The sequence below is a fragment of the Corynebacterium sp. MSK047 genome, from assembly GCF_030232285.1.
Lineage (GTDB): Bacteria > Actinomycetota > Actinomycetes > Mycobacteriales > Mycobacteriaceae > Corynebacterium > Corynebacterium jeikeium_D.
The window spans coordinates 47,654-67,988 of the sequence record NZ_JASPJI010000006.1 but is presented as its reverse complement, the minus strand read 5'-3'; the positions used below and the strand labels follow the sequence as shown (position 1 = coordinate 67,988).

Here is a 20,335-nt window from a genome sequence, read left to right as displayed (position 1 = left end):
GAAAAGTGAGGACCGTGGAGGATCGTAACGGCCGCGATGTGCGGGAGACTATCGAAAAGCTTGCTCAGCAAATTGCGGAAGCTGACGGTAGTTCGCTCTACGATGCGGGTCGTGAGGAATCCAAGGCCCCGATTCGTGCTAAGGCACTGCGCTTGCTCGATCAGCGAATGCGTTCCCGCAAGGAACTCGTAGAAAGGCTCGAGGCAGTCGAGGAGTTTCCAACCTCGATGATTGAAGAAGTCGTTGATGACCTGACCCGAAGTGGATTGGTCAACGACGAGCTTTTCGCATCCGAATGGGTGCGGCAGCGCTTTGCCAGTCGCGGCAAGTCGAAGATGGTTTTGAACCGGGAGCTGCAGGAAAAGGGCATTGATGCTTCGCTTCGTGCAGATGCGTTGGAGCAGATTACGCACAACGCGGAAGAAGAAGTCGCCCGGAAGCTAGCGGCGAAGAAAGCGGCCACTATTAAAACAGTGGCACCTGACTTCAACTCCAAGCAAAAGGATTTACGCAAAGTCGTCGGTGTGCTGGCGCGGCGTGGTTTCCCCTCTGAATTGTCCATGAGCATTGCTCGGGATCAGTTAGAAGAGCGATACCGGGAACTCGAAGAGGACACAGATTAGCGCCGGTGCCACCGCACGCCGGATTAGCACGCCGGCTGCGGACCCGTCAGGTTTAAAGGGATCGTTGATTGGGGAAATGGGCCATAAACAGCTAACCTAAACTGCCGTGACTACCCCTTCTTTGAACTCTCAGCAGCAGTCTTCGCCTCGCACATATGAGGTACGTACGTTCGGTTGTCAGATGAACGTCCATGACTCGGAACGACTGTCTGGCTTGCTGGAAGAAAACGGTTATGTAGCGGCTGCAGAAGGCGATAATCCTGATCTGGTCGTTTTCAACACCTGTGCCGTTCGTGAGAATGCGGACAATCGCCTTTATGGCACGTTGGGACAGCTCAAACCGGTCAAGGATGCTCACCCAGGCATGCAGATTGCCGTCGGTGGCTGCTTGGCCCAGAAGGATAAGGACGTCGTCGTAAAGAAGGCCCCATGGGTGGACGTAGTCTTCGGTACGCATAACTTGGGTTCGTTGCCAGCACTGTTGGAACGCGCCGCTCATAATGACCGGGCTGAAGTCGAGATTAAGGACGCGCTGGAAGAATTTCCCTCGGTGCTGCCGGCCAAGCGTGAATCCACTTACGCAGGTTGGGTGAGTATCTCCGTAGGCTGCAACAACACGTGCACCTTCTGCATCGTCCCCAGTTTGCGTGGTAAGGAACGCGATCGTCGTCCAGGCGAGATTCTCGCTGAGGTGCAGGCACTCGTGGAGCAGGGCGTTACTGACGTCACCCTCCTTGGACAGAATGTCAACGCCTATGGTGTTAACTTCGCCGACCCTGACATGGAACGCGACCGCTCGGCTTTTTCCAAGTTGCTGCGCGCCTGCGGCCAGATTGAGGGGTTGGAGCGCGTGCGCTTTACGTCTCCGCACCCAGCTGAGTTCACCGATGATGTCATCGACGCCATGGCGGAGACACCGAACGTGGTTCATCAGCTACACATGCCACTACAGTCCGGTTCCGACCGAGTGCTGAAAGACATGCGCCGTTCCTACCGCACCAAGAAATTCCTGGGAATTCTGGAGAAGGTTAGGGAAAAAATGCCGGATGCCGCCATTACCACTGACATTATTGTCGGTTTCCCAGGCGAGACTGAAGAGGACTTCCAGCAAACTCTCGACGTGGTGGAAAAGGCTCGTTTTAGCTCGGCGTTCACCTTCCAATACTCGCCCCGCCCGGGAACTCCGGCGGCAACCATGGCGGATCAGGTTCCACCACAGGTTGTGAAGGAACGCTATGGTCGGCTGCTAGCGCTTCAGGAGCGTATTTCCGAGGAAGAAAACGCTAAGCTAGTCGGCCGGGAAGTCGAGCTGCTGGTCAGCCAGTCCGATGGCCGTAAGAATGCGGAGACTCATCGCATGTCTGGTCGGAGTCGGGATGGCCGCCTGGTGCACTTCAGCCCGTCGGAAAGCGAACCAGGCATCGTCGACCGCAAGATTCGCCCAGGTGATTACGTGACAGTACGCGTGACCGACTCCGCACCGCACTTCCTCATTGCTGACTCCGGTGTGCTCACACACCGCCGCACTAAGGCGGGGGATAATGTAGAGGTCGGCCAGACTCCGACGACCGCGCCGATCGGAGTTGGTCTGGGCTTGCCAAAGATTGGGCGCCCGGAGAAAACGAGTGTAAGTGAGGGATGCGGCTGTGAGTAGTGACAAGGCTTCGCCGGAAAGTGATATGGAATCCACTAGCGAGCAGTCGGTGGAATCCGCGCAGGCGTTGCGGGTTCAGGAGCGCAAGGCCGCTGGCGAGCTGGATCTCGGCCGTGCGGTGATTCCGATGATGGTTGCCGTCATCGGCCTCATTACGAGTTTCTTCCTTCCGCACTCTGGCGTCGTTTTGGGCTTTGATGTGTTGCTGGATACGGATGTTGCGCATCAGTACTTCACGACTCGACCGGAGCGAATTTACTCCATTCTCGTGGTGGTAGGTGTCTTGCTAGCTATTGCCACGCTGATTACGCGGACGACGATTCTCGCATTCGTCACCTGGTTTTTTGCCTGTATTCAGATGGTCTACTCAGTCTTCGCTGGCTGGATGCGTCAGTCTCGTCCACAGGAACTGGCCGGCGAGGGTATTTCCTTCGGCCTGATGCTCGGTATTTTCTGCAGTTTTCTACTGGCCATCTCCGTGACTTTCATCGCTTTCCGACGTAGTAAGGAGCAGCTCGCAATCGCGACGAAACGTCGCAAGCACGCTGACACCGATCCGGTACTGCGCGCGCAGCAGGTTTACCTGCGGGCGGGCCTGACCCCGAATACGACTACGGATGTTGAGGTCGTCGACGACCGCCGTGAACGCGCTCGCCGACGCAATCGTGTCCAGCAGGGCAGTAGCGCGGATAATGTCTCTCAGCAGACCGGCGAAAAGGACGAACAGGTCAGCGACGAGTAGTGAGACTTTTTAACTAGCGCAGTAAGTATGGGGCTCTCTTCCATTCCGGAAGAGAGCCCCTTACTTTTAACCATCGACGCGTTGCCAGCACATAGCTGAGCCAGAATTCTGTTGAGGAAGCCGGAGAGTGAGAACCTGCTTCCCCGACACACAACTAGCTTCTGTTAGAGCTCCTTGAGAGTCTCCGCGGCCTGCTCTGCCCACTGTCGCCACTGTTCGGCCTGCTCCCGAGCCTTGGCTGCCTGAGAATCCTTGCCCTTCACCTCGAGTTCGGCGGCCTTCTGCTCAAACTCCGCTGCGCGGTCGGCGAACTGCTGGACGCGAGCCTGTGCTTCGGGGTCGGTACGGCGCCACTGCGAATCGGCAGCATCGGAGACGCGCTTTTCCAGTGCGCCAATGCGGTTTTCATACTCACGCACACGACCACGCGGCACAAAGCCGATGGCTTCCCATTTCTCCTGCAACTGACGCAGTTCGTTGCGAGCGTGATCGAGGCCCTTGGACGGATCAATGCGGTCTTCGTATTCAGCCAGCAGTACGTCCTTGGCCGCAGCGTTTTCCTCGAACTCCCTGTCTCGAGCTTCGTTGACCGCGTTGCGAGCACCAAAGAACTCATCCTGGGCGGCCTTGAACTGCGCCCACAGCTTGTCATCGACCTCGCGTGGGGCTCGACCAGCGGCCTTCCACTCAGCCATCAGGTCACGGAAGGCAGCAGCGGTGCCACCCCAATCAGTGGAGGTCTTCAGGGCCTCAGCTCGCTCAATGATGTCCTCCTTAACGCGGCGAGCAGCCGCACGGTTGCGGTCCAGTTCCGCAAAATGGGCACCGCGGCGGCGGTTGAAAGAATCACGCGCGCGGGAGTAACGGCGCCAGAGCTGATCATCAGTTTTGCGGTCGATGCCGCGAATCTGCTTCCACTCCGTGAGAATCTCGCGGATACGGTCGCCGGCGACCTTCCACTCGGTGGAGTTCTCTGCGAGCTCTTCGGCCTCTGCAGCGAGCTCTTCCTTACGTGCGATGGCGTTCTTACGGCGCTCTGCCTTGTCGTGAGCGACCTTTTCCTCTGCGACGTGGGAGGTGGCAATGACCTCTGCAAGGCGCTTATCCAGCGCATCGATATCGCCGAGGACCGTGGCGGTGGCAAGGCTCTCACGCAGTTCAACTGCGTTGTGAGAAATGGTCTTTGCCTCCTGCGGGTGGGAGACAACACGAGATTCCAGTAGCTCGACCTCGGTGGCTAGATCCTCGTAGCGCTTGCCGTAGTGGGCATAACCCTCTTCTACGGTGCCGGCCTGCCAGGAACCAATATTGCGCTCGCCGGCGCTGGTGACCAGCCAAACAGTGCCATCTTCGTCAATGCGGCCAAACTTCTTTGGATCATTGTGGACGGCATGTGCCACAGCGGCCGACCCCGCAGGCGCTGGAGTAGCTCCAGGGGCCTTACGATGAGCCGGCATTGCGCCTGGTCGAGGTCCCGGGCGTGGACCTGGCTTAGGGGAATTGCTGGTACCGGTCATAGTGGGTAAACCTCTTCCAATCTTCATGCAGAACTGCCGCGCGACACGGCTGCCATCAAACACTTACGGTATGTGCTTGAGTATCCCAAAAATTTTGGCACAGCGCGCGTAACACCGCCGGATTAAGGCATCGACTAGCCCCTCACGGTAGCGTTGAGGACGTGAATTCGCGTTTGCCTCGGCTTGTTATCGTTCCGCGTGCGCTTCTCATCGTCGAGGAGCTGGGTGGTTTTGCACCCATCGCCACGGAATTGCGCCGTCATGCCCGTGAAACTGTCGCGACGCTGTGGAGACATGACGAACCCGGGGAGCCCGGCGCGGTCGCTATTATCACTGGCAGGATGCAGGCGAAGTCCCCGCACCAGACCAGCGCACCCGGCAGTTTTTCTCCGTATGGGGTTGATGTCACGGTGTCCGGTGGAACCGAATTACCTGAGCTGCTGGGACGCTGGCTTATCGAAGACTACGCGCGACGGAATTCTGAAGGACCCACTGGCCGCGTCATTCAGGCAACGTGCTTCGACTCTATCGCTGAGGCACTCGCTGCCGGTCACTCGCGCCTGCTTGTGCTTGTCGACGGCGCATTCGGCCTTGCGGACGATTCCCCGGTCGGCGTAATTGAAGGTGCAGCGGAGGTTGATGCGCTGTGCAGTCTGATTGCTGGTCAGGACTGCTCAAGCATTAACGTGGAAAATATTGTGTTTCCAGCTCCCGGCGCGTACGCGGCCGAGTTATGGCAGCAGCTGAGTAAAGCTGCTGAAAGCTGGACGGGGTCTGGAATGACCGTCGTAAAGCGTTCTTACTATGACGGGGCGCCTTACGGCATCGGTTACCACGTGGCCAGCTGGCAGTGTGTTGCGAAGTAAGAGCTCGCGTTTTTAGTTTTTGTGCAGGAGTGTGAACTGGGTAGTGACGGCTTTCGAGAGTGAGAGCTTGCCGGTGCCGATTGCGGTGGTAGGGCCGACGGCGTCGGGAAAGTCGGATTTGGGGCTGGTGCTTGCGAAGCAGCTTGGCGGTGAGGTCGTCAATGTTGATTCGATGCAGCTGTATCGAGGAATGGATATCGGAACCGCAAAGCTGTCGGTGGATCAGCGGCGGGGGATTCCGCACCACCAACTAGATGTGCTGAACGTGACGCAGCCGGCGAGTGTGGCGACGTATCAGCGTGAGGCGGTCGCGGATGTTGAGGCCATTCGCGCGCGGGGGAAAGTCCCCATCCTTGTCGGCGGGTCGATGATGTATGTGCAGGCGTTGGTGGACGACTGGCAGTTTCCACCTACGGACCCTGAAGTACGTGCGAAGTGGGAGGCAGTGCAGGACGAGATTGGTCCGGCGGCGTTGCACGATCGGCTGGCAGAGATTGATCCGGATGCGGCGGCAATTATTGAGACCAACGACCCGCGGCGCACTGTCCGGGCTTTGGAGGTCATCGAGCTGACAGGTAAACCTTTTGCAGCGTCGAAGCCGTCGATTGATAAGCCACCGCGGTGGAACACTCGCATATTGGGGTTGCGCACGCAGGCGGAATGGCTAAATCCGCGGATAGAACAGCGTACGCGGGGCATGTTTGCCGCTGGCCTGGTGGAAGAAACTGAGAGTTTGATTGCGCAAGGGTTGCGCGAAGGTGTGACCGCTAGTCGCGCGATCGGCTATGCACAGGTGCTGGACTACTTCGATGGGGTTTACGACCTGGATACGGCTTGTGAACGCACGATTACTGGGACGCGCAGGTATGTGCGACGTCAGCGCTCCTGGTTCAACCGTGATCATCGAATCATGTGGCTAGACGCTGCCGGTGACGTGCCGGGACAGGCGTTTTCCGCACTTGGTCTGTAAGAGATTCGGACCTCCCGCTAGCATCAAGGGCATGGTTTCATTTGCCAAAGGCCACGGTACGCAAAACGATTTCTTGATTTTTCCAGATGATTTGGTGTCGATTGAATTGACCGAATCACTGGTCGCAGCAGTGTGCGATAGACAGCGGGGTCTTGGCGCTGACGGCGTCCTGCGGGTTGCCCGTGCGGGGAAACTCGTCGATGCCGGTGTTTTGGCGGCATTGCCGGAGGGGGTTAAAGCCGGCGATTGGTTTATGGACTACCGCAATAGTGACGGTTCTGTTGCCGAGATGTGCGGGAATGGTGTCCGCGTTTTTGCACACTATATTGCCGCGATTCACAGCCCGGACAGTGTCGTCGACGGAACTTTGCGGGTGGGCACTCGAGCAGGGCTGCGCGCTGTTTCGATTGATGAGCTCAGCCGCAGGCACGCGGTCGTCGGGGTGGATATGGGCCAGCCGGAAGTCCTCGGCCTCGCTACTGCGTTCATCGGTTCGGGCAACAATGCCCAGAAATTCGCCGGGATTGGTGTCGACGTGGGAAATCCGCATTTGGCCTGCGTCATGCCTGGCCTAAATGCCGCCGCTCTGGCGGAGCTGGAATTGGAAGCGGCGGGTAGTGTCGCGAAGCCAGTGCGTGCCGACGAAGCCATGTTCCCGAACGGCCTCAATGTGGAAATTGTCACCCCGCTGGATGCCTCTGATTCGGTGTCCATGCGAGTAATTGAACGTGGAGTTGGTGAGACCCGCTCGTGTGGCACCGGTACGGTTGCGGCAGCTATTGCCGCGCTGGCCGATGCCGGCCGGACTGAGGGGGTTGTGACAGTCAAGGTGCCTGGCGGTGTGGTGACTGTGGATGTCCACAAGGCCAGCAATGCGGATGGGGACTTCTCGGCGACCTTGACCGGGCCGAGCGTGATTCACACGCTCGGCGATATTGAGCTGGAAGCCCTGTGACTGGTAGCTAGTGCAGCAGGAGCCCTAGCGGGGTAGTGGAAGCGGTGGGGAGTTAGCGGACTAGTGTCCGCCGCAGCCACCGTCGCCACAACCACAGCCGCCATCGCCACAGCCGCCTCCGCAACCTTGAGGCGGAATGATCTCACCGGTCAGTGAGAAAGTGCCGGAGACGACCATACCTGGCTGGGGAGCTTCGTCGCCGCCGGGGACAAGTACGTCCATGGGGGTCGGAAGAGCAAGGTTGAGCACCCAGAACTTCTTGCCGGTCAGCTCATTGACATGCTTGCGGGAGTTATTGATAACACCAGCCAGTTTGACGGTTGCGCTAGGCGATGCCTTGCCGACCTGATCTCCGACAATTGCCTTAGCACCTTCGAAGTCCAATGTTGTCGGGGTTGCCCCAGTGCGCTTTTCGTACTCCTCAGCGGATGCGTCGAGGGTGAAATCAGTTGCCAGAGCTGATAGCGCGACATGCTCAAAAGTCTGAGTTCCGGCATCAACAATCATTGGCCCCTGTGACAGCAGGCAGGTAGCGACCTCGATGACCTTGTCAAAGTTATCCGAGGAGGGATCATCCTCGACGATTTCCACGAGCGCCAAGACATCGTCCACGCTGGATACATGGGCAGTGACGGTCGGGCTGCCCGCGAAGCCGGCGTAGGTAGAAAATGGTTCAACACCCAGGATGTGCAGACGCGCACCAGAGGAATCTTCGAAACGGACCAGCTGGCCACCGCGGACCTCGCCGATGACCGACAGATTGTCACTGGCAATCGCGGCTTCCATCGCGTCTCGCCAGCTGGGGTAGTCCATGCCAATGCTTCGCAAGTCAGTAGTCATACTTTTCGATGATACTTCCCATATCTTCATCTGCGAACTAGCGAATCGCACGTGAGCACATTGTGCTCTGGGGTACCTAGAACCATTCCTCCACGCCGCGGCAACTATTCGGATGGGACTAACAATTCTGCCACGCTAAATAGGCAAATATTAAGTGTGGCATAAATAACTTTCCTTAGGCGCGCCCGGTTTCTTCCATTTAGGCATGCCTAAGAGTAAGCTCGTCTCTGTAAACACCATTTGCTTAGGTTAATTCTTATCTATATAAGCGAGGTTTCTCATGCTCGGGTTGCGGTCTCGAAAGCAGTCGGATGACATTCAATCGCTTGCCGACGTCCCGGTGGGGGCAACCGTCACTCTGGGAGCGTCGCATGTGGATGAGCGCCTGTGTCGCAGGCTTTCGCAACTGGGGCTTCGCCCTGGAATGAGTGTCACTGTGGGGCGGAGCACCAGCGGCGGTGGGCGAATCGTCCATGCTGGCGCAACACGCTACGCCATCGATGGCAGCACGCTGCACAAGATGTCCGTCGCGGGTTAGGTTCCCTACATCTCTTTTTCTCACCTCCCTCCTGAAAGTTAACAATGACAACACCTATGGATTCCTCAACGCGAAAATTCGCATCCACGCCCAGCTGTCATGCTTGCAGTGGCGGAGCGCCAGCAAAGGATGGTGCACCTGTTGTCGCAGTGGTCGGCGCACCGAACTCCGGTAAGTCAACACTGTTCAATAGTTTGACTGGTGCGAAAGCGCAGATGGGCAATTGGCCTGGTACGACCGTAGAGGTCAGCCGCGGCGCGTGGAAGACCGATGCCGCTGAGTACGATGTCATCGATTTCCCGGGTGCCTACTCGCTGGATGCCATGAGTCCGGACGAAGAGCTCACTCGCGAGATGCTCATCGAGAAACCGGAAGAAGAACGCCCGGATCTCGTCGTTGTCGTTGTCGACGCCACGGCACTGGGCCGTGGCCTCTACATGGCCGCGGAATTGGCGGAACAGCCCCAGCGCATCGTTCTGGCTCTGACCAAACTAGATGTTGCCAAGGCCAAGGGCATCGATGTGAATCCGGACGCATTGCAGTCAGCTATGGGGATGCCGGTGGTGGCGCTGGATCCCCGTCGTAAAGCGGGAATGGCGCGGTTGGCCGACGCGGTAGCAGCGGCTCTGGACGGATGTAGTTCGGTGTCGTCACCGATTCGCCAGGTCGATGGTGACTCGATTGAACGTCTGGACGACGCACGCTTTGCCGCGATTGATGCGGCGGTTGCGGCATCTACGGGCGGGGTAGAGGACCGACAGACGTTCTCTGACCGCATTGATAACGTGGTTCTTCATCCGGTGCTCGGACCGATTGTGTTCCTGGCGGTCATGTGGGCAGTCTTCCAGATCACGACAACGGTGGCAGCGCCGTTGCAGGACGGTTTGGAAACCCTTATTACCGGTAATTTCGCAGATCTGGTTACCCGTGGATTAGAAGCGATGGGATGGGACCATCCGATTGTCACGGGGCTGCTTGTGAACGGCATCATCGGTGGTGTCGGCATGGTGCTGACCTTCGTTCCGCTGATGGCACTCATGTTCCTGTGCCTCGCAGTGCTCGAGGATTCAGGGTATATGGCGCGTGCAGCCGTGGTGGCTGACCGTGTCATGCGTGCAATTGGTCTTCCGGGTAAGGCATTTATTCCGCTCATTGTTGGCTTTGGTTGTAACGTGCCAGCGATTTCGGCAACACGTGTGCTGAGTAATCCGCGCCACCGCATTTTGACGGCTCTACTGGTTCCGTTTACCTCCTGCTCGGCGCGCCTAACCGTGTATGTCATGTTGGGTGCGGTGTTCTTCCCGGAACGCGCGGGCACAGTCGTCTTCGCTATGTACGTGATCTCGATTCTGCTGATCGTTCTGACCGGCCTTGCACTGCGTAAGACCCTGTGGCGCACCATGCCGTCGGAACCGCTGGTCATTGATCTGCCAACCTACCAGCTTCCGACCGCACGGCTGGCACTATCTGTGATGTGGATGCGTCTGAAGGGCTTCCTGCAGACCGCTAGTGGAATCATCGTCAGCACCGTCATCGTCGTATGGCTTCTGATGTCTATCCCGGTTGTCTCCGGGCACTCCTTTGCCGATGAAGACCTGGCACCGCAGGACTCCGCATACGGTGCAGTCAGCGAAACTATTGCTCCTGTGTTTAACCCGGCAGGTTTCGGTACATGGTCTCTGACAGGTCCGTTGGTGACGGGCTTTGTGGCCAAGGAAGCCGTCATTTCTACCTGGGCACAGACCTATGCAGTGGAGGACGTCACCGACTCCGATTCGAGCGAACAGGCCTCCAGCCCGCTCGCGGAGAATATTCGACGTGACTTTGACAATGCATCCGATGGACATGGATTGGCAGCAGTCTGGGCCTACATGATCTTCCTGCTGGCTTACACACCGTGCGTGGCTACGCTCGCGGCACAACGTCGAGAGATCGGCTTGAAGTGGACGGGCTTCGGTTTGCTAGCGCAGCTGGTCGTTGCATGGGCACTGGCCGTGATTGTTTTCCAAGGGTTGAAGCTGTTCCTGTAAAGCCTCGTTGATTCCTAGTAGCTTCGGCAAAGCTACTAAGTCACACTTGCGAACTAGAAATCAGATCCAACAAGAATCGCGATACGGAAAGGAGCTATCGCCGTGGGACTCTTTAGAGCCAGGAAGAATACGACGGTTACTCGTCGGCCTTCAGAAGCCGTTCAGGATGCAATTGCGCAGGGCATTAGCTCCCGACGCAAGATTTGCGAAATCACCGGATTGCAGCGAGCAACGGTAGACCTCATCCTTGACCGCATGGAACACACCGGCCAACTGCGCCGGGAATCCCTCGGTGGCATGTGCCCAGGCGGAGGTTGTTCCAACTGCGGAATGTCCGACAGCGGTACGTGTACTGGTGGTAGTTCTAAGAGTGGTCCGGTCGCACTGGTTCTGACACGCAGGCCACCTTCTGCAGCCTAAGTCTTGAGCTTCGGCTCGGTATTCTCCGCACACAATGCGGAGAATTTGGCTTGTCATGCGACAATAGCAGCTAGTATGACGAATTTTTCCAACAACTTTGATGAGGTCAGCGACGAAACGTCGCAGCAAGCTCGCACCTCGCACGAGATGGACGATTTTTTCATCGACGCTAACGATGCTGGCGAAAACGCCGATAGTGCCTCCGGGGATGCGTTCGCAACGGACGTCGGCACGCAAAGGGAACCTACCGTCGGTGATTTGGATCTGGAGGCGCGTTCCTCTCTGCGCCGGCTGACCAGGTCAGTAGCACATACTGAGTCTGAAGAAGTGATGGTCGAGTACCGTCAGCTCCGACTGGAACGCGTGGTGCTGCTCGGTGTCTGGACATCCGGGACCCTTCAGGAAGCTGAAGTGGCGATGGAGGAGCTCGCCGCACTGGCAGAGACTGCAGGTTCGGAAGTTTTAGAGATGGTGCTGCAGCGCCGCGATAAGCCGGACCCTGGTACTTACGTGGGATCTGGCAAGCTCAACGAGCTTCGCGATATTGTCGCCTCTACCGGCGCAGATACAGTTATTTGCGACGGTGAACTGTCTCCCGGTCAATTGGTGGCGCTGGAGGATCGCCTTGACGCCAAGGTTATTGACCGCACCATGCTGATTCTGGATATCTTTGCTCAGCACGCGAAGTCCAAGGAGGGCAAGGCGCAGGTCTCGCTGGCACAAATGCAGTACCTGTACACGCGTCTGCGCGGCTGGGGCGGCAACCTATCGCGTCAGGCTGGTGGTCGCGCGGGCTCCAACGGCGGCGTGGGTCTGCGTGGTCCGGGTGAAACTAAGATCGAAACCGATCGTCAGCGCCTACGCCAAGATATGGCGCGAATCCGCAAGGAATTAGCTGGCATGAAGACTGCGCGTGAGATCAAGCGCGCACGTCGTAAGGCTGGACACCTGCCGCGCGTGGCAATTGTCGGCTACACCAACGCGGGTAAATCTTCGTTGCTCAACGCACTGACAGGCGCTGGTGTGCTGGTGGAAGACGCGCTGTTTGCAACGCTGGATCCGACGACTCGTCGCACCAAGCTTCGCGACGGTCGCACGGTGATTATGACCGATACGGTCGGATTTGTTCGCCACTTGCCGACGCAGCTCATTGAAGCTTTTCGCTCGACCTTGGAAGAGGTGCTCGAAGCCGACGTCATCATGCACGTCGTAGACTCCTCTGACCCATTCCCGCTGGAGCAGATTAAGGCTGTCAACAAAGTCATCAACGAAATCGCGGAGGAAGAAAAGGCCGAGATTCCGCCCGAGCTGTTGGTAGTCAACAAGGTGGACAAGGCCGATGGCATTACCCTGGCGCAACTGCGCCACCAGCTCGATGATGCGGTCTTTGTCTCTGCGCGAACGGGTGAGGGGATTGGTGAACTGGAGACCCGACTCGAGCTTGCTCTCAATGAGTTGGAGTCTCACGTCCATATGTTGATTCCCTATGACAAGGGCAATATTGTCTCCATGCTCCACGAAGATGCGACCGTGCTGTCGGAGACATGGACAGAGCAAGGCACCCAGATGGATGTGCGTTTGCCCACTAGCCTCGCGGATGAACTGTCGGCATACCGCATCGAACCTGCAGCGGATCCTCACTTCACGGCGGATGCGAATGAGGATAGTAGCAACGACGCCTAGTCGGAAAAGGGAGAGCGGAGTTGGAATAGGGAGAGCGACAAAGAGCTCCGGCAGTCCTGGGTTTAATGCGGTATCCGTGGCGTGATCTGCGGTGGGCATCCACTAGCATTACAACCATGAATTCTACTTCTGACGCGGAGACCCAACAGGGAACCTCCGCAAATCCGCCTGCTGAAAACGCCGAACGTGGCCGTCTTTTCGGTTGGGATATTCACGGTGACGGTCGAAAGATTGCACCGGGAGCCGTGGTGGCTCCCAACGAACGCCTCGATTGGCCTCGTACAATTGGCATTGGCGCACAGCACGTCATTGCCATGTTTGGTGCAACTCTTCTGGTGCCGCTGTTGACTGGTTTCCCAGTCAATACCACACTGCTGTTCTCGGGTATCGGCACGATTGTCTTCCTGCTAATCACCCGAAACCGCTTGCCCTCTTACCTGGGCTCGTCGTTTGCCTTCATCGCACCACTGACCGCGACACAGGCGCAGGGTATTGGTGTTCAGCTCGGTGTCGTGCTCTGCGCCGGCATCGCGCTCATGCTCGTTGGCTGCGTTGTAAAGTTCGCCGGCAAGCGTGTCCTCGATGCAGTGATGCCACCTGCAGTAACCGGTGCCATCGTCGCTCTCATCGGACTTAACCTGGCGCCTGCCGCCACGGAGAACTTCGCCACTCAGCCGTTGGTCGCATTTGTCACGATGGCATCCATTGTCTTCGCAACCGTCGCTGGCCGCGGTATGGTCAGCCGTCTGGGTGTCCTTATCGGCGTACTAATCGGCTGGGTCTTCGCCGCTGCCACTGGAAATCTCTCGCCCGAGGCTACAGAAACTGTCGGCAATGCCGCCTGGATTGGTCTGCCCGCATTCCACGCGCCGGAGTTCCACTTCAATGCGATGCTGATTGGTCTGCCCGTCATCGTAGTACTCATCGCAGAGAATGTCGGTCACGTCAAGGCTGTTGCTGCCATGACCGGCCGAAACCTCGATGACATCGCTGGCGATGCTCTTATTGCAGACGGTCTAGCCACCACCATCGCCGGTTCAGCTGGTGGTTCTGGTACCACTACCTACGCTGAAAATATCGGTGTTATGGCCGCTACCCGTGTCTATTCGACCGCAGCTTACTGGGTGGCAGCTTTCACCGCCATTGCACTGGCTTTCATTCCAAAGTTCGGCGCACTCATCTTGACCATTCCTACCGGCGTGCTCGGTGGGGCAACGATGGTGCTCTACGGCCTGATCGGTTTGCTCGGTGTGCGCATCTGGATGGACGAAAAGGTCGACTTCAACAACCCGGTTAATCTCACCGCTGCCGCCACCGCGCTGATCGCGGGTATCGGTAACCTCACCCTCGACATTGGTTCGCTGACGCTGGAGGGTATTGCTTGGGGGTCGGTCGGCATTATTATCGGCTATCCAATTTTGAACTGGCTCTACAATCGCATCGGCGAGAACCGCTCGTAGGCCACCCGTCCAGGGCAGAATCTCGCACGAATGCTTAACGACGGACCCCGTGACCGTTGCCACGATGTTTCGTCGTTAAGCTCTTTTGCTTTTTAATCGCTCAGGTCTTGGGCGATGAGTTCGGCGATTTTCTCTACCGCAACCGCGTTACTACTGGTCACAGTGACTTCATCGCCGAATTCGGCACCGAGTGCCATGAGCATCAACGAGGATGAAGCATCGGCCGGTTCGTTGTCGGGCTCGTCTGAGTCAAGGAGCTCGACCAGAATTTCTTCCTGAAAACGGGAGGCACGCTCAGCGATGACCGTTGCAGGGCGGGCATGAATACCCACCTTGGAGCCGACGTGGACATGTTGAGTAACCATGCGAGCGGCATCCTGCCTTTCTGCTTCTCGATTTCCTCGATGCCATTTCTGAGCTTAATAGGTTGCCCGGATGGGTTGGGGAATGTTTGCTGAAAATCGTAGAAATGCTCGTTGGGATAAACCAGCCGGTGCGGTAAAAACTACGCTTCCGCTGAAACGTCTGCTTCTAGGTTTTGATTATCGGTGCTGACTTGCCGCGGCCACAGGCTTTTAGCTGCCACAACGAGAATTGCTGCCACTATGCTGCCCAAGACGATTGCAGTAAGCCATGCGACAGGGTTGTCGATTGCAAACAGCACAAAAATACCTCCGTGCGGAACACGTGTGGCCGCACCCAAAGCCATTGAGGTGCCACCGGTGACGGCACCGCCAATCACAATCGACGGAATCACACGTAGCGGATCTGCGGCGGCGAAGGGAATTACTCCCTCTGAAATGAAGGCCGCACCGAGCACCCAGCCCGCTTTGCCGTTTTGACGCTCCGCCGAACTGAACAGCTTTGGTCGGAGCACAACTGCCAGAGATGTAGCCAATGGAGGTACCATGCCCGCCGCCATCACAGCGGCCATAACCTTCCATGATGCGGGATCTGCTGAGGCGATGTTTGCGACGGCAAAAAGATAAGCAGCCTTGTTGATCATTCCGCCCATATCCACGCACATCATTGCGCCGAGAAGACCACCGAACAGGAACGCCGCCGTCGTATCCAGTGATTGCAGCCACTGCTGCAGAGCCGTCATCAGCCACGCCAGCGGCATCCCGAGCAGCAGGTACATGGTGAGCCCAACGGACATAGCGCCGAGCATAGGAATCACGACAACCGGCATCAGCGGTCGCAGCCAGTCCGGGACTTTCATCCTCAACAGTAGGGCTACAACTAGTCCCGCCAGGATGCCTGTCACCAGGCCCCCAAGGAAGCCGGCGCCAACCGTGACCGCGATGGCACCGCCAATAAAGCCTGGTGCAATGCCGGCTCTGCCAGCCATGCCAAAGGCGATATAAGCACTCATTACAGCCACAATGACCTGCATGCCGTGGTTGCCAATGGCAAAAAGCGCCGAGCCGAGATACAGCCACAGCCCACTACGATCAATTAGCACGGTGCCGAGATCTTCTGTCGGCACAGCAATCGGGGCATCGAGTCCGATAATCTCCGGCAGCCGCAAATCCCTAGTCACGGCGTCAGCTACTACACCAACCTGATGACCGCCGACGAGGAATCCCAGCGCAATCAACAACCCCGATGCGGCCACGAACGGCACCATATAGCTGACACCGGTCATAATGGCATCACGAACCCAGTGTCCGAAGGCTTTGTCACCGCCTAACGATGATTTATGTGCCCCCACCTTCGTAGTTGCTTGTACCCTCTCAGATGAAGGGTCTGCGCCTGTAGTACCGGTTTGCGAACCGGCCTCCTTGTCGTGGTCATCCTTAGGTTGCGGCGCCTTTCGGTCGTAGGCGCGAACCCGTGATTGTTCTGCTTTTGCCTTCGCTTGTTTAATAACCGCAGTAGGTTCATTGACTGCCTTACGAATTGGCACTTTGACCTGTGGTTTATCGCTGAAGCGCTTAAGCCCCGTAACCCCAATATCGGCTGCGATTACTAGCACGTCGGCCCGGACAATTGCCTCTGCGGGGGCTTCCTGGGTTCCTGCCGAGCCCTGCGTCTCTACAGTTAGTGTGACATCAGACATGCTTTCTGCCGCGCCAGTAAGCGCTTCGGCTGCCAAATAAGTGTGTGCGATGCCCGTGGGGCAGGCCGTGATGGCGACGATATTGGTCTTCGCCGGAGGTTTTTTCGCTTTCCGACGAGGCGCTTTGGTGACGTGCTCGCTAATGATCCGGGCAGTCTCTTCATCGCTTTCAGCACCGCGAAGAGCTGCGCGAAACCCCTTATCGCGAAGTGCTTTTGCGAGTGCGGCCAGAATATCGACGTGGACATCGCTGTTACTAGATGGGACACCAATGAAAAAGAGCAGGTCCGCCGGCCCATCTGGTGTGGTGAATTCTGTAGCGCTGGTTAAGCGGGCAAACATCAGGGTCGGCTTCGACCAGTCCTCATGGCGGCAGTGGGGGATGGCTATCCCTCCCGACAGACCTGTCGGGGCCTTCTCTTCGCGTTCGAGGGCTGCTGCGACGATGCCGTTGCTGTCGGTGGCGCGGCCGGTCTCTACAGCTTTAGCGATGAGATAGTTAAGGATCTTCTCCTTTTGCGGACCGATATCTAGGTCAAGGAACACTGTCGACTCATCGGCTAGGTCTGATGCAATAGCGGAAAAATCTGCCGAAGAAGACATGGTTTTCTAATGCTCCTTATCTAGGCATCGAAAAGCTAAGTGTCGAGCTGCCATAACCGGCCGGCCTCGGGGTGAACCTGTTCTGGATAGGGGATGGTCGTACCGGGAAGACTGGTTGCCGCCGCCCCATAAGCTACGGCGGTGGTTAGTGCATCTTGGTAGCTATCACCGCGTTCGCGGGACATAACGTAGCCGGCCAAAGCACAGTCTCCAGCACCGACCGTCGACTGAGCGACTATCGAGGGGGAGGTAGCAGCGAAACAACCGCCTGACTTCACTGAAAGCACCGCCCCTGCTTCGCCGAGAGTGGCCAGGACTTCGGAAACGCCAAGCTCGTTCAGCGCACGAGCAGCCTGCGCTACGGGAAGATAGTTCCCTTCGGCTGCAGCGGCCTCAAGTTCTTCGCCGTCCTGATCAATGATTTGACCAAGTTCGTAGGCGTTCGGCTTCATCAAAAAAGGTCGCACCTTTGGAAATGCGCGAACGACCTCAGTCAGTGGGCCGTCGCTCGTATCCATAGCAACACGAATATTCGGGTTGACCGAATACACCGCCTCGGTGCATTGAACGTAAAAATCCCTGGGGACACCAGGGGGCAATGAACCTGCGAAAACTACCCACGTGGCGTGTTTAGCATGGTGGATAAGTTTCTCCAGGACACGCCTACGGTGCGCTTTCGTCAATGTCATGCCAGGGGAATTGAGCTTGGTGGTCGTCCCATCTGGCTCTGCGAGTGTGAGATTAACGCGGGCTTCGTTAGTCGTGTTGATGGCTTCATGGGGTATGCCAGAGACTTCCAACAGGCGCGTGAATTTTCCGGAGTCCGATGCCGGGTAGAGCGCGAGCGTCTTTTCTCCGGCGTAGTGCAACGCCTTGGACACATTAATTCCCTTGCCACCAGCCATGTCCTCAGCCATTGGTAGGCGGAACACGCCACCTCGCTTGAGCTCCGTATCGAGTCGAGCAAGTCGATCGATTGACGGATTTACAGTCAAGGTCAGGATCATGAAGCAACCACAACCTCGACACCTTGCTCCCTGAGATCGTTGACGAACTGTTCCGGGGCAGAGGAATCTGTAATCACGACGTCGATATCTTCCAATGCTGCAAAGCTGACGAGAAAGTCGCGGCCAAGTTTCGTCGAGTCCGCCATAACGATGACCTTGCGCGCATTCGTAATCATCGCGCGCTTTACCGCCGCTTCCTGCGGATCAGCAGTAGAAAGACCGTGGTCAATTGTCAAGGCATTAGAACCAATGAAAGCGACATCGGCACGCATAACCGCGAGAGTGCGGAGTGCCGTATCGCCAGCAACCGCCTGAGTAATGACGCGAACTTGGCCGCCAAGGAGTTGAAGCTCAATGCGGTTCGATCCTGCGAGTGTGATGGCGTTGGGAAGAGAGTTTGTGACAACCGACCAACGGCGGTTATCAGGGGAGTGGACCATCAGCTCTGCAAGAGCCTCGGTGGTAGTTCCAGCATCGAGAAAAATTCCACCACCAGAGTCAGGCAGAAAATCCGCAGCACAGCGGGCAATAGAGAGCTTCGCGTCCTTTTGCGCGTTCTTTCGAGCGGCAACTGAAAACTCAACAGTCTGAAAAGAACGAGTAGCCACAGCGCCACCGTGTACGCGGTGAACTGCGCCCTCTGCATCCAACTGAGCTAGGTCACGGCGAATCGTCTCTGCTGTGACATCGAAAGCTTCCGCAAGATCAGCGACCGTCACGCGCCCTTCGACTGCTGTCAAAGACGCAATCTTCCGGCGGCGTTCCTCTGCGTACATTCCCCGCTCCTTAGCTGTTAAGAAATTTCAGCTTTACTATCTGTTCCCAGTATGCCCGTTTATGTCTGTTTCGGGCAACGAAAATGTGGGAAATTAGAGGCTGCGTAGGACGCTGACAATCTTGCCGAGGATTTTGGCGTGCTCCGCGGGGAGTGGGTCAAAGGCGCGATTATGGGGCATGAGCCACTTGCCAGCAGCGTCTTCGTGCCATTCCTTGACTGTTGCTTCATCTTCAAACAGGGCTGCAACGAAATCTCCCTGTTCGACCACGTCTTGGGAACGGACTACCACCCAGTCTCCGTCGAGAATGCCCGCGTCAACCATGGAATCACCCACGACCTTGAGTAGGTATAGCTGACCAGAGCCCGTAATCTCCATCGGAAGTGCCATGTGACTTTCCACATGCTGCTCCGCCAAAATAGGGTTGCCAGCCGCAATCTGTCCAACGATAGGAACGAAGATTGGCTCTGGCATGTCCTCTGGCATCTCGGGAGTTTGGGTGGTGCCAGTAGCCTTTGGCCCAGGCTTTACCGGAGTGAAAGTGCCAGCGGAGGACTTCGAATCCCTTACGTTTACCGCGCGGGGTTTGTGTGGGTCGCGGCGGAGAAAGCCCTTCTTCTCCAACTCCTTGAGTTGGTATGCCACCGACGAGGTGGAATTCAAGCCCACAGCATCCCCAATTTCTCGAATGCTCGGTGGGTATCCGCGAAGTACGACGGCATCCGAAATGACGTCAAGAATCCGACGCTGCCGATCGGTGAGTGTTTTAGGGTTCGCTTTCTTCTTTTGAGCCATGGAACATCCCTTCTCAAACTCTTTCGAATGAATCATAACTCAAAACTGTTCGAATCGTCGAGCATCGAACACTGTGCGCCCTTGAATTCTTTAGAAAACGTGTACATTATCCGTGCTCGGAGGCGGTGATGATGTCGAAAATCGAAAATAAATCCGGATAGCAGTAGACAATATTCGAACATGGTGTTATAAATCGAACATGACAAGTTACTCGAACAGTCGTTTGATGAAAGGGTCTAGACGGATTCTCCGCATCCGCCCTTGGACATAGTCTCCACAGCGTCGGGAAACGGTCGTACAACTCTTATTCTCTCCAGGCCGGCAACGGTGGGAGAGTCAACGTTGGAAAGGGAGAAAACATGATGTCTACGGTTTCAACCGCACTTGGTGTTAGCAGCACATCTGATATTGACTTTTCTCAAGTTTCCGAGCTCCCTGCTCGGACGACACGGAAAGCCCCGTTGGTGTGGGGTGAACGTAGTGCGTCTTGCACACAGCACATCGTTCGGCCCGGTCAGCGTGCACGTATTGCACAGCGCAATCGAAATGGGGCTTCATCGGCGCGAATGCGGAGGGACAGGTCGCGGCCCAGTCATGTCTCGGTCAACTACGGGCGTCCGTCTCTATCCGTTAGCAGGGCGCAGCAGTCCAATCGTAGTGATGTATCCGCAGGCACTAACCTGACTCGCCTGATGGCGGTATGGGCTCTAGGGCTTGGTGCTTTCTTCGGAGTTTTCGGCAGCATGGTCTTTGAACAGGGACAAAGTGAGGCGGTCGAAAGCACCTTTACGTCT

Annotated in this window: 18 protein-coding genes; 11 read left to right on the top strand and 7 right to left on the bottom strand. The window is 57.0% G+C overall.

Annotated elements, in window-relative coordinates; all coding sequences use genetic code 11:
- The first annotated feature begins 14 nt into the window (after positions 1-14).
- From QP981_RS03620 to QP981_RS03610, 3 genes are all read left to right on the top strand, one after another.
- A complete protein-coding gene (locus tag QP981_RS03620) occupies positions 15-623 on the top strand; it encodes a regulatory protein RecX (RefSeq protein WP_284857445.1) in 609 nt (202 codons plus the stop codon).
- A 106-nt stretch (positions 624-729) separates the two neighbouring features.
- Positions 730-2,277, top strand: a complete 1,548-nt coding sequence (miaB, locus tag QP981_RS03615; RefSeq protein ID WP_049170866.1) for a tRNA (N6-isopentenyl adenosine(37)-C2)-methylthiotransferase MiaB — start codon at positions 730-732, stop codon at positions 2,275-2,277.
- Positions 2,270-3,019, top strand: coding sequence for an Rv2732c family membrane protein (locus tag QP981_RS03610; RefSeq protein ID WP_016422614.1), 750 nt, complete (start codon positions 2,270-2,272; stop codon positions 3,017-3,019). The genes miaB and QP981_RS03610 overlap by 8 nt, the downstream gene beginning before the upstream one ends.
- 164 nt (positions 3,020-3,183) lie before the next feature.
- On the opposite strand, the gene QP981_RS03605 is transcribed toward QP981_RS03610, so the two are convergent.
- Entirely contained in the window at positions 3,184-4,536 is a 1,353-nt protein-coding gene (locus QP981_RS03605) for a DUF349 domain-containing protein (protein WP_284857444.1), read from the bottom strand.
- 161 nt (positions 4,537-4,697) lie between these two features.
- Between QP981_RS03605 and QP981_RS03600 the strand changes: the two genes are divergently transcribed.
- The 3 genes from QP981_RS03600 (at position 4,698) to dapF (ending at position 7,327) form a co-directional block, all read left to right on the top strand.
- Positions 4,698-5,402: a hypothetical protein gene (locus tag QP981_RS03600; protein WP_284857443.1), complete on the top strand. Its 705-nt coding sequence runs from the start codon at positions 4,698-4,700 to the stop codon at positions 5,400-5,402.
- A 67-nt stretch (positions 5,403-5,469) separates the two neighbouring features.
- Entirely contained in the window at positions 5,470-6,372 is a 903-nt protein-coding gene (gene miaA, locus QP981_RS03595; RefSeq protein ID WP_101687705.1) for a tRNA (adenosine(37)-N6)-dimethylallyltransferase MiaA, read from the top strand.
- Between the two features lie 31 nt (positions 6,373-6,403).
- Positions 6,404-7,327 carry a diaminopimelate epimerase gene (gene dapF / locus QP981_RS03590; RefSeq protein ID WP_284857442.1) on the top strand — a complete coding sequence of 308 codons (924 nt, stop codon included), beginning with the start codon at positions 6,404-6,406 and terminating at the stop codon, positions 7,325-7,327.
- A gap of 60 nt (positions 7,328-7,387) precedes the next feature.
- On the opposite strand, the gene QP981_RS03585 is transcribed toward dapF, so the two are convergent.
- Positions 7,388-8,167 (bottom strand): hypothetical protein, encoded by a 780-nt coding sequence (locus tag QP981_RS03585; RefSeq protein WP_016422619.1) that lies wholly within the window; start codon positions 8,165-8,167, stop codon positions 7,388-7,390.
- 280 nt (positions 8,168-8,447) lie between these two features.
- Between QP981_RS03585 and QP981_RS03580 the strand changes: the two genes are divergently transcribed.
- The 5 genes from QP981_RS03580 (at position 8,448) to QP981_RS03560 (ending at position 14,298) form a co-directional block, all read left to right on the top strand.
- The gene (locus tag QP981_RS03580) at positions 8,448-8,705 is read left to right on the top strand and encodes a FeoA family protein (protein ID WP_083308396.1); all 258 of its coding nucleotides are present in this window, start codon (positions 8,448-8,450) and stop codon (positions 8,703-8,705) included.
- A 56-nt stretch (positions 8,706-8,761) separates the two neighbouring features.
- Positions 8,762-10,735, top strand: a complete 1,974-nt coding sequence (gene feoB, locus QP981_RS03575) for a ferrous iron transport protein B (protein WP_284857440.1) — start codon at positions 8,762-8,764, stop codon at positions 10,733-10,735.
- A gap of 102 nt (positions 10,736-10,837) precedes the next feature.
- Positions 10,838-11,155 (top strand): FeoC-like transcriptional regulator, encoded by a 318-nt coding sequence (locus QP981_RS03570; protein WP_016422622.1) that lies wholly within the window; start codon positions 10,838-10,840, stop codon positions 11,153-11,155.
- Between the two features lie 75 nt (positions 11,156-11,230).
- Complete coding sequence (gene hflX / locus QP981_RS03565) at positions 11,231-12,838, top strand: GTPase HflX (protein WP_049189640.1); 1,608 nt, start codon at positions 11,231-11,233, stop codon at positions 12,836-12,838.
- Between the two features lie 116 nt (positions 12,839-12,954).
- Entirely contained in the window at positions 12,955-14,298 is a 1,344-nt protein-coding gene (locus QP981_RS03560) for a uracil-xanthine permease family protein (RefSeq protein WP_224433128.1), read from the top strand.
- 92 nt (positions 14,299-14,390) lie between these two features.
- Here the strand turns inward: QP981_RS03560 and QP981_RS03555 are convergent, their stop codons facing one another.
- The 5 genes from QP981_RS03555 to lexA all read right to left on the bottom strand — a co-directional run bounded on the left by QP981_RS03555 (position 14,391) and on the right by lexA (position 19,541).
- Complete coding sequence (locus tag QP981_RS03555; protein WP_016422625.1) at positions 14,391-14,663, bottom strand: HPr family phosphocarrier protein; 273 nt, start codon at positions 14,661-14,663, stop codon at positions 14,391-14,393.
- A gap of 140 nt (positions 14,664-14,803) precedes the next feature.
- Entirely contained in the window at positions 14,804-16,963 is a 2,160-nt protein-coding gene (locus QP981_RS03550) for a PTS fructose transporter subunit IIABC (RefSeq protein ID WP_049189641.1), read from the bottom strand.
- 35 nt (positions 16,964-16,998) lie between these two features.
- Complete coding sequence (locus QP981_RS03545; RefSeq protein WP_016422627.1) at positions 16,999-17,970, bottom strand: 1-phosphofructokinase family hexose kinase; 972 nt, start codon at positions 17,968-17,970, stop codon at positions 16,999-17,001.
- The gene (locus QP981_RS03540; protein ID WP_016422628.1) at positions 17,967-18,746 is read right to left on the bottom strand and encodes a DeoR/GlpR family DNA-binding transcription regulator; all 780 of its coding nucleotides are present in this window, start codon (positions 18,744-18,746) and stop codon (positions 17,967-17,969) included. The genes QP981_RS03545 and QP981_RS03540 overlap by 4 nt, the downstream gene beginning before the upstream one ends.
- 93 nt (positions 18,747-18,839) lie before the next feature.
- The gene (gene lexA, locus QP981_RS03535) at positions 18,840-19,541 is read right to left on the bottom strand and encodes a transcriptional repressor LexA (RefSeq protein ID WP_016422629.1); all 702 of its coding nucleotides are present in this window, start codon (positions 19,539-19,541) and stop codon (positions 18,840-18,842) included.
- Positions 19,542-20,335: the final 794 nt, after the last annotated feature.